Below are 14,783 nucleotides of genomic sequence, written 5' to 3' on the forward strand. Positions count from 1 at the left end.
TCCGCGTGGGCACTTTCCACCGGTTCCGTCCGTTGGAAGGATGCGCGGACCCCGAGAAACGGGGCCGATCAGTCAGCGGAGGTCAGTCGTGAGCGCGCCGTTCCTCGGCAACCGTCCCGGGGCCGCCCCCGGGCTGCCGAACCTGCCCGAGCCGCCGTCGGGCTGGCCGATCGGGTCGTACGCGAAGTACGAGGAGGCGCAGCGGGCGGTCGACCACCTCGCCGACAACGACTTCCCGGTCGCCGACGTCACCATCGTGGGCGTCGACCTCATGCTCGTCGAGCGGGTCATCGGCCGGCTGACGTGGGGTCGGGTCCTCGCGACCGGCGCGGCGTCCGGCGCCTGGCTGGGCCTGTTCGTCGGCGTGATCCTGTCGCTGTTCAGCGCCAACGGGTCGTTCGGCGCGATCCTGCTCGGCCTCGGGATGGGCATCGTGTTCGGTGTCGTCTCGGGCGCGATCACCTACGGCGCCTCGCGCGGGCGGCGGGACTTCACCTCGGCGAGCCAGCTCGTGGCCGGCCGGTACGACGTCCTCTGCCAGCCCCGCAACGCCGAGAAGGCCCGCGACATGCTGGCCAAGCTGGCGATCGGTTCCGAGCAGACCTAGGTCGTCCCGACGGCGGGTCGCGAGGTCCACGTCAGGCAGGCCTGCGGGCCGTCCGGCGTGCCTGGTGTGAACCTCGGACCCCGCAACGGTCGACGGTCGCGTTCAGGCCGTCGCCTTCGCCGTCCACGACCGGAAGCGGCGCCAGAAGAGGCGCTGCGAGAACGCCCAGAGCCGCAGCATCCGCGGGTGGACGTGCGCGTCGATGCGCAGCTCCACCTCGGTGCCGCCGCCCGGCGCGTCGGCTACCCCGATCCACAGACGGGTCGGGCGGAGCAGCCGGAACGAGATCGCGTACGCGCCGTAGAGGTACTGCAGGTCGCGGTGCTCGCCCTCGCGGATCTCGCCCAGCACGCCCGGTAAGTGCAGGCCGGGGCCGTGGTGGGTGGTCACCACGCCCTCGCCGAAGCCGCCGCCCAGGAACTCCACGCGCCACGGCGGGATCTGGGTGCCGGTGAAGGTCGCCGGGTCGTTCAGCCACGCCCAGACCCGGTCCCGCGACGCCGGGGTGACGAAGCGCTGCACGTGCTGGTGGGATCGCCAGCCGGGCGGCGCCGGCTGGTCGGGCCCAGCGAGGTTGCTCACGCCGGGTGATGCTGCCAGGCCGGGCCCGGACCTGCCGTCGGGAAGCGAGCGGGAACGGGGATCAGGGGCTCGCCGCCCCCGAGGCGCGGACCACCGACAGCGGGGTCGCGACGTCCTCGAGCGACTGGTTCTCCGCCTTCACCCCGAGGGCGAGGGTCACGAGTCCTCCGACGATCATGATCACGGCGCCGACGATGTAGCCCAGGAACAGCTTCGAGGGGTCGGGCGCGTTCTTGTCGATCAGGGAGCCGTAGAACAACGGGGCGATCGAGCCGAAGCCCTGCGCGATGGCGAAGAAGACCGCGATGGCCTTCGCCCGCACCTCCATCGGGAAGATCTCGCTGACGGTGAGGTACGCGGCCGAGGCGCCCGCCGAGGCGAAGAAGAAGATGACGCACCAGGCGATCGTCTGGGTGGTCGCGGTGAGGGCCCCGGCCCGGAACAGGAACGCCGAGACCACCAGCAGGCTGCCCGAGAGCAGGTACGTGCCCGAGATCATCGGCTTGCGCCCGAGCGAGTCGAACAGCGGTCCGAGGAGCAGCGGGCCGAGGAAGTTCCCGATCGCGAACGGGATGTAGTAGAGCGCCGTGTCCTGCACGCCGAAGAAGGTGCCGAGCACCGTGGCGTAGGTGAAGAAGATCGCGTTGTAGAGGAACGACTGCGTGATCATCAGCGTCGCCCCGAGCGTGGAGCGGCCCGGGTAGGTCCGGAAGAGCACGCGCAACAACGCGAGGTACCCGGTCTCCTCGGTGGGGGTGATCTCGATGGCCTTGCGGTCGTCGACCGGGGGCAGCGGCTTCCCGCCCGCCTCGACCTCCTGCTCGATGTAGGAGATCGAGGCCTCGGCCTCGTCGCCGCGGCCGTGCATGATCTGCCAGCGGGGGCTCTCGGGGAGGTTCCGGCGCAGGAACAGGATCGAGAGGCCGAGGACCGGGCCCAGCAGGAACGCGACGCGCCAGTCGATCGCGGGGGAGAGGGCGCCGGAGAGCAGCGGGACCTGGACGACCGCGGCGATCGCGGCGCCCGCCCAGTAGGTGCCGTTGACCGCGATGTCCACGCGCCCGCGGTAGGACGCCGGGATGAGTTCGTCGATCGCCGAGTTGATCGCCGCGTACTCCCCGCCGATGCCCGCCCCTGCGATGAACCGGGTCAGGTAGATGAAGGCGATCGCCGCGCCGCCGGACCCGATCGTGAACGCGGTGAGCGCCGACCCGCCGAAGTAGATCGCCAGCGTGATCATGAACAGCCGTCGGCGGCCGAGCCGGTCGGAGATGTGGCCGAAGACCAGGGCGCCGACCACCTGACCGATCAGGTACGCCGTCGCGAGCCCGCCCACCGCGGTCGCGGACAGGCCGAGCCGCGAGGAGTCCGTGAGCTTGTCACCGACGTTGCTCGCGATCGTGATCTCGAGGCCGTCGAGGATCCAGGCCGTCCCGAGCGCGACCACCATGCGGGTGTGGAACGGCGACCAGGGCAACCGGTCGATCCGGGCGGGGATGAGGGAGCGGACGCTCCCCGGTTGATGGGTCGCCGTCACGAGAACCCCCTCGCGCCACCGCCGGACCGTTGGTGAGCCCAGCTACACGACGGCGGAGGTGCCCCCGATCCGGCGGTTCCAATCGCGTTCCCGACGGCAGGTGGGCCGGGTTGCGCCGCCCGGCGCAACCCGTCGTCCGGAATGTCCTACAACCACCGGTTCCGACGGAAGGTGCGGAAGAGCCATCCGCAGATCCCGAGGATCACGAGGACCACGAGCGGATAGCCGAAGCTCCAGTGCAGTTCGGGCATGTAGTCGAAGTTCATGCCGTAGATGCCGGCGAACATCGTCGGCACCGCGAGCAGCGCGGCGTAGGCGGTGATCTTGCGCATGTCGTTGTTCTGGCGCAGCGTGATCTTCGCGAGGACCGCGTCGACGAGCGTGGTCAGCAGTTCGTCGAACTGGGAGACCCGCTCCGCGACGGTGGCGAGGTGGTCGTCGACGTCGCGGAAGTAGCTGCGCACCTCGGTCGGCACCAGCGGCGAGTAGCCCTCGGTGAGCCGCCGCAGCGGGTTGACCAGCGGCGCGACGGCCCGACGGAGCTCGAGGACCTCGCGCTTCATCAGGTAGATCTGGTCGGCCGAGAAGTCGGAGTAGGGCGCGAACACCTCGGCCTCGATGGTGTCGATGTCGCCCTCGACCGCGGCGGAGACGTCGAGGTAGGCGTCGACGATGTGGTCGGCCACCGCGTGCAGCACGACGGCGGGCCCGAGGGCCAGGTGCTCCGGGTCCTCCTCGAGCATCCGGCGCACGCGGCGCAGCCCGGAGTGCTGCCCGTGGCGGACGGTCACCACGAAGTCGCGCCCCACGAAGCACATCAGCTCGCCGGACTCGACGATCTCGTTGGCGGTGGTCGGCGAGGCGTGCGCGACGTAGCGCATCGTCTTGAACACCGAGAACAGCATGTCGTCGAAGCGCTCGATCTTCGGGCGCTGGTGGGCGTGCACCGCGTCCTCGACGGCGAGCGGGTGCAGCCCGAAGACCTCGGCGATGTCCTCGATCTGCTCGGCGTCGGGCTCGTGCAGGCCGATCCAGACGAAGCCCTCACCGCGGCTGCGGACCTCGGCGATCGCGTCGCGCGGGTTCCACCGGCCCTCGACCCGGCGGCCGTCCACGTAGATGGCGCAGTCGACGACGAAGGCGGACATGGGCACGTGCGGGACGCCGACACCGGTGTCGAGGGCGCGGGGACGGCGCACGCGGGCGGCCGTGCGCAGCGAGGGGAGGGCGGGCATGGGTGACCTCGGTTCTCGGGTCGTGGCGGAGGACGGCTCTCCGCGTCGCCCCGGGCCGGAACGCCCGCTCAGGGGCGTGGAGACGGCCGCGAAGGGACGCGGCCGGTACTTCCGCCGGGGGTGTCGGCTGCCTGCTCGGGGGAGTCCACGTCCACCTCCTGTCTCGATCCATGTCGCACGGCTCACGCGTTCGTGCTGGTCCGCGCCGTGCACCGATGGTCCATCCTACGACTCGGCCCGCGGCCGCCGCCGTGGGAGTGACGTGCGACGTCGCCGTCGTCGAGTGAATTCAGGGAGTGGACACGTGCAGTTCGGTCGGTACTTCGAGGAGTTCGAGGTCGGGGCGACGTACAAGCACTGGCCCGGCAAGACGGTCACCGAGTACGACGACCACCTCTTCTGCCTCATCACGATGAACCACCACCCGTTGCACCTGGACAACCACTACGCGTCCGGGACCCAGCAGGGCCGCAACGTCGTCGTCGGCAACTACGTGTACTCGTTGCTGCTCGGCATGTCGGTCGCCGACGTCTCGGGCAAGGCGATCGCCAACCTCGAGGTCGAGTCGCTGCGCCACGTGAAGCCGGTGTTCCACGGCGACACCATCTACGGCGAGTCGACGGTGCTGGACAAGAAGGAGTCGTCGTCGAAGAACGACCGCGGCGTCGTCGGAGTCGAGACGATCGGCTACAACCAGGACGGCGTGGTCGTCTGCATCTACCGGCGCAAGGTCATGGTGCCGAAGCGGCCGGTGGCCGACACCCCGGAGGAGCAGTTCGCCCTGGAGCAGCCGGGCCGCCCGGTGCCGCAGGAGCGCTGAGCCGCGGCGAGGTGGTCCTCCCGTCGGCGCCGCGCGGGTTACGCTCACTCCGGGCGCTGACAGGGGAGGACCGCCGTGCTGGCACCGCGGGACATCGACGAGTACGTCCTGCCGACCGAACGGCGGGTCATCCGCTTCCGGCGGCACTGGTTCGTGATCGTCAACGAGGTCGTCCAGGCGGCCGTGCTGGTGATCATCCTGATGATCGCCGCCGCGGTGCTGCCCGAGGGCCCCGTGCTGTCGAACATGCTCTGGTACGGCGCCCTGCTCGTGCTGATCAAGGCGTCCTACAAGATCAGCGAGTGGTGGGTCGAGAAGGTCGTCATGACCGACAAGCGCGTGATGCTCGCCGAGGGCGTCTTCACGCAGAAGGTCGGCATGATGCCGCTCGGGAAGGTCACCGACCTCACCTTCGAGCGCACCTTCATGGGCCGCATCCTCGGCTACGGCACGCTGGTGATCGAGTCGGCCGGACAGATCCAGGCGCTGAGCCGGATCAGCTACATGCCGGATCCCGACGAGTTCTACGAGGCGATCTCGGAGCTGGTGTTCGGGGAGAAGCGCCAGACCCCGTCCCGGCCCTGAGCCGGCTCGGATCGGCATGATCGACCTCCACCTCCACTCGAACGCCTCCGACGGGTCCGACGACCCGGCCGACGTCGTCCGGCTCGCCGCCGCGGCGGGCGTGACGACGCTCGCGCTCACCGACCACGACACGACGGCCGGCTGGGCCGCGGCGGCGGACGCCGTGCCCTCGGGGGTGCGCCTGGTGCGGGGCGCGGAGTTCTCCACCGAGGCTCCCGACGGCAGGGGTGGCCGGGTCCCGGCCCACCTGCTCGGCTACCTGTTCGACCCCGACCATCCCGCCGTCCTGGCCGACCAGGAGCGCCTGCGGGGCGAGCGGCTGCGCCGGATCCGGGTGATGACCGGTCGGCTGCGCGCCGCGGGGTACGACATCGACCCGGAGGCCATCGCGGACCGCACCGGGGCACCCCTCGGCCGCCCCCACGTGGGGCAGGCGCTGCTCGACCTCGGCGTCGTCGGCTCGGTCGGCGAGGCGTTCCGCACCTTCCTCGCGAAGGACGGGCCGTACTACGAGCCGAAGGCCGACACCCCGATCGACGAGGCGATCGCGACGATCCGCGCCGCCGGCGGCGTGCCGGTGTGGGCGCACCCGTGGGCCCGCACCCGGGGCGATGTGATCGAGGAGTCGGTCATCGCCGACCTCGCGGGGCGCGGACTCGCCGGCATCGAGGTCGATCACCCCGACCACACGCCGGCCGACCGGGAACGCCTCCGCGGCCTCGCGGGCGAGCTCGGCCTCGTCGTCACCGGATCGAGCGATTACCACGGCACGCGCAAGGAGATCCCGATCGCGGCGGCGACCACCGCCCCCGATCAGCTCGAGGCCCTGCTCGACGGGGCCACCGGCGCGGGAGTGATCACCGGCGGCACCTAGGATGGGGCCGGTGAGCGGGCAGCTGAGTCTGGCGGACATGCCCCTCCCGCTGGTCCGGGTGACCCCCGCACGGCTGGCGACCTGGGACGCCTGCCGCCGCCGCTACCGCATGACCTACCTCGACCGGCCGACCCCGCCGCGGGGTGGGGCCTGGGCGCACGCGACCCTCGGGGCCGTGGTCCACAACGTGTTCCGCGCGGTCTACGAGGCCCCGCCCGCGCGCCGGTCCCCGGCGGCCGCCGCCCGCCTCGTCGACACCCTCTGGTCCTCCGAGGGGTTCCGCGACGAGGCCCAGGCCGGGGAGTACCGCGGCCGGGCCCAGGAGTGGGTGGCCCGGTACGTGGCCGAGACCGAGGTCGGCGAGCCCCTGGGGGTCGAGCGTCGGGTGACGGCGCCGGCCGGCGGGATCGTCGCCGAGGGCCGGGTCGACCGGATCGACGCCGGGCCGGCCGGCGAGGCCGTGATCGTCGACTACAAGACCGGTCGCCACGTGCCGACCGTCTCCGACGCCCACGGGTCCCGCGCGCTCGCGCTGTACGCCCTGGCGGCGGCGCGGACGCTGCGCCGGACCTGCCGTCGGGTGGAGCTGCACCACCCGCCGTCGGGGACGGTGGCCGTCGCCGAGCACGACGAGACGTCCCTGGCGCGGCACCGGCGGGCCGCCGAGACCGACGCCCGGGCCATGGCGGACACCACCGACGCCCTGACCCGCGGCGGCGATCCGGAGGCGCTGTTCCCGCCGACGACCGGCCCCGGCTGCACGCGCTGCGACTTCCGTCGCAGCTGCCCCGAGGGTCGGGCCGCGTCGGCGTCACTGCCGTCGTGGTCGTTCCTCGCCCCGTGACCGCGCCCGCGCCCACCGCCGCCCGAGGAAGGACGAGATGAGCGCCCGACAGCCGGACGACTGGTCGAGCCCGGTCCCCGCGGACGACCCGACGCCGCCGCAGGGCTGGGCGGCCATGGACCGCGCGTTCACACCGGCCCCGGGGACGCCGATCGAGCGGCCGGCGCCCGCGCCGTCCGACGGGCCGACCCTGCCGCACCCGGCGACGCCGCGGCACCTGCAGGCCCTGCCGTCCGCGCTGCCGGCGTCCGCGCCCCGGACCGGCGCGTTCGGACGTCCGATCGGGCGGCACCGCCCCACGGCGCTCATGCGGCTCGTGGAGGTCGCCCGGGTGCTGACCGGCGGGCTCATGGTGCTCGCGCTCGTCGTCGTCGTGGCACCCCTCGTGCTGCGGGCGGTCGGGCCCGGGCTCGGCGTCGTGGTGGGGCACGTCAGCGGCGCCGTGGTGGCGCTCGCGGCCACCGGGGTCGCGGCCTGGCGCCGGACCCCGGTGTGGGCGGCCACGGTCGCCGCGGCGGCCGTGCCCGTCACGGTGCTGGTGGTGCTCTACCTCAACTGGTGGGCCTGAGCCCCGCGACCTCGGAGAGCACCTCGAACCCCGCCGCCACCTCGGCGAAGGACGTCGAGAGCGGGCTCAGCCCGATGCGGACTCCGTCGGGCGCCCGGAAGTCGGGGATGACGCCGCGTTCCCACAGCGCCGCGACCAGCGCCCGGGCGTCCGGGTGCCGCACGGTGACGTGCCCGCCGCGACGATCGGGATCGCGGGGGGAGGCGAGCTCGAGGCCGAGGGCGTCGGCGTACTCGACGGCGAACGCCGTCAGGCCGACCGACTTCGTCCGCACCGCGTCGATCCCGACCTCCGCGTACAGGTCCAGCCCCACCTGCAGCGGCACGGTGGCGAGCACCGGCGGCGTGCCGGAGAGGAACTGCCGGATGCCGGCGGCCGGCTCGTAGCCCGCCGCCATGGCGAACGGGTCGTGGCGCCCGAACCAGCCCTGGATCGGCTGGCGCAGCACCCCGTGGTGGCGGGTCGCGACGTAGGCGAAGGCGGGGGAGCCGGGGCCGCCACCGAGGTACTTGTAGGTGCACCCGACGGCGAGGTCTGCGCCCCAGCCGTCGAGGTCGACCGGCACCGAACCGACCGAGTGGCAGAGGTCCCAGAGCACGGGCGCGCCGGCGTCGTGGGCGAGCCCGGTGATCGGCGCCGCGTCCGCGAGGTACCCGGAGCGGTAGGTGACGTGGGAGAGCACGACGAGGGCCGTGCGGGGCCCGATCGCCGCGGCGGCCTGCTCGGGCGGGACCCCGCCGGCCCGGTCGGTGGGGATCCAGCGCAGGGTGCGACCGGTCTCCGCCGCGATGCCCTCGAGCAGGTAGCGGTCGGTCGGGAAGTCGTCGTCGGAGAGCACGATCTCGTCGCGCTCCGCGGGCGCGGCGTCCACGGCCGCGCGGGCGAGCTTGTAGAGCAGCACGCTCGTCGAGTCGCCGACGATCGTCTGGCCCGGTGCCGCTCCGAGCAGCACCGACCCGAGCCGGTCCCCGAGCTCGGTCGGCAGCGCCACCCACTGCTCGTCCCAGCCGCGGATGAGCCGGTCGCCCCAGTCCTCGCGGGCGAACCGTGCCAGGGCGTCGGCGGTGACCGTGAGCGGACGACCCAGCGAGTTGCCGTCCAGGTAGGCGGTCTCCGGGCCGAGCACGAAGCGGTCCCGGCAGCGCGCGAGGGGGTCGGTGGCGTCGAGCTCCCGTGCGCGGTCGGCGAGGCCGTCGAGGTCGGTCACGCCGCGTCCCCGAGCATCGCCCTCTCCTTCGCCAGCGCCTCGCGCGCCACGGGGCCGCGCTGCCAGGTCTCGGGCAGGGTGAGGACGGTCGACCGCAACGCGCGGATCGCGAGACCGGCCGCGAGATCCGTCGTCGGGAGCCCGGGCAGGCCGTGCATCCGGCGGGCCCAGCGGGGCTGCAGCGCGAAGCCGAGGGTCGCGAGGGCGGCCCAGGCGGGGCGGGCCGGGGTGGCCAGCGCGACCTTCGCCGGCATCGGCGGCGCGAGCAGGCGCAGGGCACCGCTGCGGCTCGTGGACGAGGCCCGCAGCTCCGGGCGCACCGCCTCGAAGTAGGCGTCGACCTCGGCGCGGGAGGCGGGCACGTCGGTGGCGCCGAGCAGCTCGGCGGCCCGGACCTGCTCGGCGAGGAACCGGTCGGCCTCGGCGTCGGTGAGCCCGCCCCCGGCGCGCTGCACGGCGTCGAGGAACCCGTGGACCTCGGTGACGTGGACCCAGCGGAGCAGGTCGGGCTCGGAGGCCGCATAGGTCCGGCCGGTGACGGGGTCGACACCGCGCACGTGCTCGTGGGCGCGGCGGACGTGACCGGCGATGCGGTCGACCTCGTCCCGCGGGCCGTAGGTCACCGTCATCACGTACTGCGCGGTGCGCGCGAGGCGCGGCCAGAACTGCGTGCGGAAGTCGGAGTGCTGGTCGACACCGGCGAGCGCGCGGGGGTGCAGGGCCTGGGTGAACAGCGCGGCGATCCCGCCCGGACCCGCGGCCGGGTCGGCCATCACCTTCCAGGTCACGCTCCCGGGCCCGAAGTAACCGAGGGCCGGGTCCCGCGGGAGATCCGTCATGGTTCCAGGGTGTCCTCGCGGAGCCAGGTCCGCCACGTGGGCACCAGGACGTCGAGCAGACCGACGGGGTTCTCGACGTTCGGCGAGTGCGCCGCCCCGGCCACGGCCGCGAACTCCGCCTCCAGCCGGTCGGCCATCGTGCGCTGGGTGGTGACCGGCCAGGCGTCGTCGTGCATCCCGCACACCACGAGCGTCGCGAGCCGACGGCCCCGCAGGGCGGCCACCAGCTCCGGGACGCGGTCCGGTTCGCTGCGCAGCGCGTCGCCCATGCCGAGCAGCGCGACCGGCGAGGAGCGCTGCAGCCGCAGCTTGAGGAAGCCCGCCACGGCGGGGGAGGCCGCCTCCCAGTCGCCCGCCTCCTCGCGCAGGGCGACGACCGCCTCGAGTCCGCGCCGACGCAGCACGGGCTCCAGGACGTCGAGACGGGTGCGGCGCGGCCCCATCGGCAGCTCGCCCGGCCCGGTGTCCATGAGGGTGAGGCCGCGCACCGGCGCGCCCGCCAGCACCGCCGCCCGCGCGACCAGCCCGCCGAAGGAGTGCCCGAGCAGCAGCACGGTGCGTCCGGCGTCGACCTCGTCGCGCACGATCCGCGCCACGAGCGCCCCGAGGGAACTCGCCCGGTGGTCGAGCTCGCCGGGCAGCGGCGGCGACTCGAACTGCCCCGGCAGGTCCAGCGCGAGGACCCCGATCCCGGCGTCCGCGATCGGGTCGATCAGCGGCGCGAAGTCCTCCTTCGAGCCCGAGTAACCGGGCACCAGCACCGCGACCGCGTCCCACGCCTCGTCCGGCGTGCGGGCCCGGGCCTCGGCGCGCAGCGCGACGAGCGGCCCCGGCAGCTCCACCCGCTCCGCCCGGTGCGGCGTGAGCTGCGCGCTCGCGCGCGGCGCCTCCGCGACCCGCACGGGGAGGGGCTCGTGGCTCACCCTCGTCAGTGTGCCCCATCACGGTGACGTCGCGGTGTCCTCACCGGCCGCCCCCACTGGTCGTCACCCGTCGTCGTCACCGGTCGTCCTCACCGGGGCGGGCGCAGCCCCACGACCGTCCCGCCGCGCTGTTCGACCACCGTCGCCCCGACCACGTCCACCCCGATCGGCCCGGGCTGGTCGGCCCGACGGTCGACGGGGATCAGCGGCCGCACCGCGCCGGTCGCGGCGTCCACCGGGGCGAGCCCGGCAGCGACGGGGACGAGCACCGTCGTCGGGGCACCGAGCACCCCGGTCGGCACCGCGGCCCCCGGCCCGAGCGTGCCGGGCAGGGTCCAGCGGGGGAGCAGCGTCGAGGGGTCGAGCCCGATCGTCGCGGTGCCGGTCCACCACAGCAGCACCGGACCGGCGAGCCGCGCCCCGAGCCCCTGGCCCGCCGGATCGGTGGCCGTGGAGTCGGGGATCGAGCCGGCGGCCGGGCCGAGCGGCACGGTCGAGACCGGCGTGCCGGCCGCGTCGTAGACGCGCAACGTCCCGTCCGGGGCCTCGAGGGCCGTGCGGGACTCCGCGGTGGCCACCAACCGGCCGCCGGTCACACCGGAGAGCACGCTGAAGCGGTCCTCGGGGCGGTCGTACTCGGCCGGGGCCGAGGACAGCACGGAGAGCCGCTCGGACGGTTCGCCGGGGCAGCGCTCGAGCACCGCGACGTCGTCCGCGCCGACCGCGACCGAGGTGTGCGGGCACTGCGCCCGCGGCTGGGGGGCGCTCTGCACGGGGGTGGGGAGGGCGCCGTACTCGAGGGTCGCGACCAGGTCGTCGCGCCACACCTCGAGGTAGTCCCGCCCGGTCGCGGTGACGTGGGAGCCGTCGGCGAGCAGCCGGGTCCCGGGCCGCACGTCGGCGTTACGGGAGGGGCCGCGGTCACCCGTCGAGGGGTCGAAGGACGCGACGTCGCTGCAGAACGTCCCCACCGGCGAGGTGGTACGGAACAGGGCGAGCACCACGCCCGAACCCTCGCCCAGCGTGCAGAGCGGGTCGGGGCGGCGGTACTCCCACGCGACGGCCCCGGTGGCCGCGTCCAGCCCGGTGACCACGCCCGTGCCGTCGGGCTCCGTGCGCCCGGTGGCCACGGCGGCCCCGACGCTCACCGGCCCGCCGAGCAGACCCGGCCCGGGCGGTGCGCCGACCGGGTCGGTGGCCCGCCAGGCCTCGGCCAGGACGGTGGGGACGGCGGCCTGGTCGGGCGAGGGGATCGTGCGGAACTGCTCGAGAGTGGTCGAGGCCTCGTCCCCGGAGCGGACGAACAGGACCACCCCGACGACGGCCAGGACCACGATGAGCGCGATCACCACCAGGTCACCCCGGCGGCGGCGCTCCGCCCGGGGCCACCAGGTGTCCCGCCGGGAGGGCGGGGCCGGGTCGGACGACCCGGCCCCCTCGCGCTGCTCCGGCGGTGCGCTGCTCACCCCGAGATGAAATCAGTCGGTGTCGGCACCGACCGCGACGGCCTCGCCCTCGGGCGCGTCGCTGCGGGCGCGGCCCCGGCCACGACGACGACGGCGCGGACGCGACCGGCCCGAGCCCTCCTCGTCGGCCCCGCCCTCGTCGGGGCCGGCGGCGGAGGACTCCTCCGGCACGGCGGCCTCGTCGGCGGTGTCGTCGCCGCCCTCGGGACCGGCCACGACCTCACCGGCACGACGACGGGTGCGGCTGCGCGCGCGTTTCGCGCGCGGCTTCTCCTCGACGGCGTCGCTGCGCTCCGGCTCGCCCGTGGCCTCGCTCTCCTCCTCGGCGGGCCGACGACGACGCGCCACCCGGCCGGGCGCGTCGGCGGGGATGCCGAGGTCGCGCAGGAGGTGCGGGGAGTTGGAGTAGGTCTCCGGCGGCTCCGGGGCGTTCAGCTCCAGGTCGTCGGAGATCATCTTCCACTTGGGCAGGTCGTCCCAGTCGACGAGCGTGATCGCGATGCCGGTCTTCCCGGCCCGCCCGGTGCGCCCGATGCGGTGCACGTAGGTCTTCGCGTCGTCGGGGCACTGGTAGTTCACGACGTGGGTGACGCCGGTGACGTCGATCCCGCGCGCCGCGACGTCGGTGCAGACCAGGACGTCGATGCGCCCGGTGCGGAACGCCTTGAGGGCGTGCTCGCGGGCGCCCTGGCCGAGGTCGCCGTGCACGGCGCCGACCTTGAAGCCGCGCTCGGCGAGCTCCTCGGAGACCTTGCTCGCGGTGCGCTTGGTGCGGGTGAACACCATGGTCGGGCCGCGGTCCTGCGCCTGCAGGGTGCGGGCGAGCATCTGGACCTTGTCCATGGCGTGCGCGCGGTAGACGAACTGCGCGGTGCGCTCGCCGATCGCGCTCGCGTCGACCTGCTCGGCGCGGATGTGCGTCGGCTGGGTGAGGAACGTCCGGGCCAGCGTGATGATCGGCCCGGGCATGGTGGCCGAGAAGAGCATCGTCTGGCGCTGCGCGGGCAGCATGCCGAGGATGCGCTCGACGTCGGGCAGGAAGCCCAGGTCGAGCATCTCGTCGGCCTCGTCGAGGACCAGGCCACCGACCTTGGCGAGCACCAGGTGGCCCTGCTGCGCGAGGTCGAGGAGGCGGCCGGGGGTCCCGACGACGAGCTCGACGCCGGCCTGCAGCGCGGCGATCTGCTGCTCGTAGGGGCGGCCGCCGTAGATCGAGACCACGCGGCTGCCGAGGCCCTTGGAGGCGGCCTCGAGGTCCTTCGCGACCTGCAGGCACAGCTCACGGGTCGGCACGACGACGAGCGCGCGCGGCGTGCCGTCCTCGGTGGGGGTGCCGAGGCGCTGCAGCAGCGGGACGCCGAAGCCGAGCGTCTTGCCGGTGCCGGTGCGCGCCTGGCCGATGACGTCCTCGCCGGCGAGCGCCAGCGGCAGGGTCAGCTCCTGGATCGCGAAGGTGCGCTCGATGCCGTTCGCGGCGAGCGACTCGACGATCTCCGGGATGACGCCGAGCTCGGCGAAGGTGGGGGAGGCGTCCGACGACGTCGTGGTGGCCATCCCGTGGTCGTCGGCGACGACCTCGGTGACCTCGTCGGGGTTCTCGGGGGTGTCGATGGAGTTCAGGGGTCTGCCTCTCTCGCGGCGGGTGCACGCGAGATGTGCCGGTTGGCTCGACCGCTCCGCCCGGGCATCGGTGCCGTGTTCGGGCGAGAAGGGCGGGAGAACCAGGGAGACCCGCGCGCGCTGGTACGTCCCGTTCCGGGGCCGACCGTCGGTCGGCCCGCTCGGGAGCGGGAGGGCCCGCGGCCGGCGACGACGTGCGTGGGGGAGCGGCTCCTGGTGGGGCCACATCGGTCAGGTAGGGGTGTCACCGGCCTGGACCTGCCCTCATGGTACCTGCCCCGTCCACCGGTGCCGACCACCACCGCACCGCGTCGCGGTCGCGGGCGCTCCCCGGACGGGTGGTCGTAGGCTTCCGCGCCGTGAGCGACGGCGGCGTACGGGACGAATCGCGGGCCCTGCTGGGCCTCGTGGCCTACGGCGAGCTCGCCGCCTTCAGCCGGCTCGCCGCGGACGCGCAGCGCGCGCCGGACCTCGCGGGGCGCATCGAGCTGGCGACCCTGGCCGCCGTCGAGATGGACCACTTCCGACGGGTGCGCGACCACCTCGCGGAGGGCGGCGTCGACGTCGCGGACGCCATGGCGCCCTTCGTCGAGCGGGTCGACCGGTTGCTTCGCACCGTCGCGGGCCGGGACTGGGCCGAGGCGCTGGTCGCGACGACGCTGGGTCGGGGCCTCGTCACCGACCTGCAGACCGAGGCGCTGGAGAGCCTGGACGGCGGCGACGCCGACCTGGTCCGCGAGGTGATCGCGGACGCCGGGCACGACGCGTTCGTCGCCGAGCGCATCCGGGAGGCCTGCGTCGACCCGCAGGTGCACGGCCGGCTGTCGATGTGGGCGCGCCGGCTGCTCGGCGAGGCGCTCGTGGCGGTGACCGAGGCCCTCGCCGAACCGGGCCTGGCGGCGGCGCTGGCGTCCGACGGCGCGCCGGCCCCGACCGGGACCCGTTCGCCCGTGCTCAAGCGCCTCAAGTCGGCGCACAACAAGCGGGTCGCCGCGCTGGGGCTGTAGCGCCCGTTCGCCCTGAGCGAGCCCGGCCGCCCCGGGTGCCCGATCTGGTCTAGCCTCGCGGACGCCAGG

15 protein-coding genes are annotated in these 14,783 nt (G+C 74.2%); 7 read left to right on the forward strand and 8 right to left on the reverse strand.

What is annotated here, in order from left to right; all coding sequences use genetic code 11:
• Positions 1–88 precede the first annotated feature (88 nt).
• Positions 89–607, forward strand: coding sequence for a YflT domain-containing protein (locus tag BJ983_RS27550; protein WP_018335213.1), 519 nt, complete (start codon positions 89–91; stop codon positions 605–607).
• A 102-nt stretch (positions 608–709) separates the two neighbouring features.
• Here BJ983_RS27550 and BJ983_RS27555 read toward each other — a convergent pair whose 3' ends face one another.
• The 3 genes from BJ983_RS27555 to BJ983_RS27565 form a co-directional block, all read right to left on the reverse strand.
• Positions 710–1,189 (reverse strand): hypothetical protein, encoded by a 480-nt coding sequence (locus BJ983_RS27555; protein WP_179796734.1) that lies wholly within the window; start codon positions 1,187–1,189, stop codon positions 710–712.
• A gap of 61 nt (positions 1,190–1,250) precedes the next feature.
• Complete coding sequence (locus tag BJ983_RS27560; protein ID WP_179796735.1) at positions 1,251–2,726, reverse strand: MFS transporter; 1,476 nt, start codon at positions 2,724–2,726, stop codon at positions 1,251–1,253.
• A gap of 146 nt (positions 2,727–2,872) precedes the next feature.
• Positions 2,873–3,961 (reverse strand): magnesium and cobalt transport protein CorA, encoded by a 1,089-nt coding sequence (locus BJ983_RS27565; RefSeq protein ID WP_179796736.1) that lies wholly within the window; start codon positions 3,959–3,961, stop codon positions 2,873–2,875.
• 304 nt (positions 3,962–4,265) lie between these two features.
• On the opposite strand from BJ983_RS27565, the gene BJ983_RS27570 reads away from it, so the two are divergent.
• The 5 genes from BJ983_RS27570 to BJ983_RS27590 all read left to right on the forward strand — a co-directional run bounded on the left by BJ983_RS27570 (position 4,266) and on the right by BJ983_RS27590 (position 7,652).
• On the forward strand, positions 4,266–4,781 hold the full coding sequence (locus BJ983_RS27570) for a MaoC/PaaZ C-terminal domain-containing protein (protein WP_179796737.1): 516 nt from the start codon (positions 4,266–4,268) through the stop codon (positions 4,779–4,781).
• A 75-nt stretch (positions 4,782–4,856) separates the two neighbouring features.
• Positions 4,857–5,366 (forward strand): PH domain-containing protein, encoded by a 510-nt coding sequence (locus tag BJ983_RS27575; protein ID WP_179796738.1) that lies wholly within the window; start codon positions 4,857–4,859, stop codon positions 5,364–5,366.
• Between the two features lie 16 nt (positions 5,367–5,382).
• Positions 5,383–6,240, forward strand: coding sequence for a PHP domain-containing protein (locus BJ983_RS27580; RefSeq protein ID WP_179796739.1), 858 nt, complete (start codon positions 5,383–5,385; stop codon positions 6,238–6,240).
• Between the two features lies 1 nt (position 6,241).
• Positions 6,242–7,084 carry a RecB family exonuclease gene (locus tag BJ983_RS27585; RefSeq protein WP_179796740.1) on the forward strand — a complete coding sequence of 281 codons (843 nt, stop codon included), beginning with the start codon at positions 6,242–6,244 and terminating at the stop codon, positions 7,082–7,084.
• A 37-nt stretch (positions 7,085–7,121) separates the two neighbouring features.
• Positions 7,122–7,652, forward strand: a complete 531-nt coding sequence (locus tag BJ983_RS27590) for a hypothetical protein (protein WP_179796741.1) — start codon at positions 7,122–7,124, stop codon at positions 7,650–7,652.
• Here BJ983_RS27590 and BJ983_RS27595 read toward each other — a convergent pair.
• From BJ983_RS27595 to BJ983_RS27615, 5 genes are all read right to left on the reverse strand, one after another.
• The gene (locus tag BJ983_RS27595; protein WP_179796742.1) at positions 7,636–8,859 is read right to left on the reverse strand and encodes an aminotransferase class V-fold PLP-dependent enzyme; all 1,224 of its coding nucleotides are present in this window, start codon (positions 8,857–8,859) and stop codon (positions 7,636–7,638) included. The genes BJ983_RS27590 and BJ983_RS27595 overlap by 17 nt on opposite strands.
• Positions 8,856–9,698: an oxygenase MpaB family protein gene (locus BJ983_RS27600; RefSeq protein WP_179796743.1), complete on the reverse strand. Its 843-nt coding sequence runs from the start codon at positions 9,696–9,698 to the stop codon at positions 8,856–8,858. Before BJ983_RS27600 ends, BJ983_RS27595 begins: the two co-directional genes overlap by 4 nt.
• Positions 9,695–10,621: an alpha/beta fold hydrolase gene (locus tag BJ983_RS27605; protein WP_343054382.1), complete on the reverse strand. Its 927-nt coding sequence runs from the start codon at positions 10,619–10,621 to the stop codon at positions 9,695–9,697. Before BJ983_RS27605 ends, BJ983_RS27600 begins: the two co-directional genes overlap by 4 nt.
• A gap of 89 nt (positions 10,622–10,710) precedes the next feature.
• Complete coding sequence (locus tag BJ983_RS27610) at positions 10,711–12,087, reverse strand: Rv3212 family protein (protein ID WP_179796744.1); 1,377 nt, start codon at positions 12,085–12,087, stop codon at positions 10,711–10,713.
• 12 nt (positions 12,088–12,099) lie between these two features.
• Positions 12,100–13,641, reverse strand: a complete 1,542-nt coding sequence (locus BJ983_RS27615; protein WP_218890501.1) for a DEAD/DEAH box helicase — start codon at positions 13,639–13,641, stop codon at positions 12,100–12,102.
• Between the two features lie 425 nt (positions 13,642–14,066).
• On the opposite strand from BJ983_RS27615, the gene BJ983_RS27620 reads away from it, so the two are divergent.
• Positions 14,067–14,714 carry a ferritin-like fold-containing protein gene (locus BJ983_RS27620; RefSeq protein WP_179796745.1) on the forward strand — a complete coding sequence of 216 codons (648 nt, stop codon included), beginning with the start codon at positions 14,067–14,069 and terminating at the stop codon, positions 14,712–14,714.
• Positions 14,715–14,783 lie beyond the last annotated feature (69 nt).

Source organism: Actinomycetospora corticicola, from assembly GCF_013409505.1.
Taxonomy (GTDB): domain Bacteria; phylum Actinomycetota; class Actinomycetes; order Mycobacteriales; family Pseudonocardiaceae; genus Actinomycetospora; species Actinomycetospora corticicola.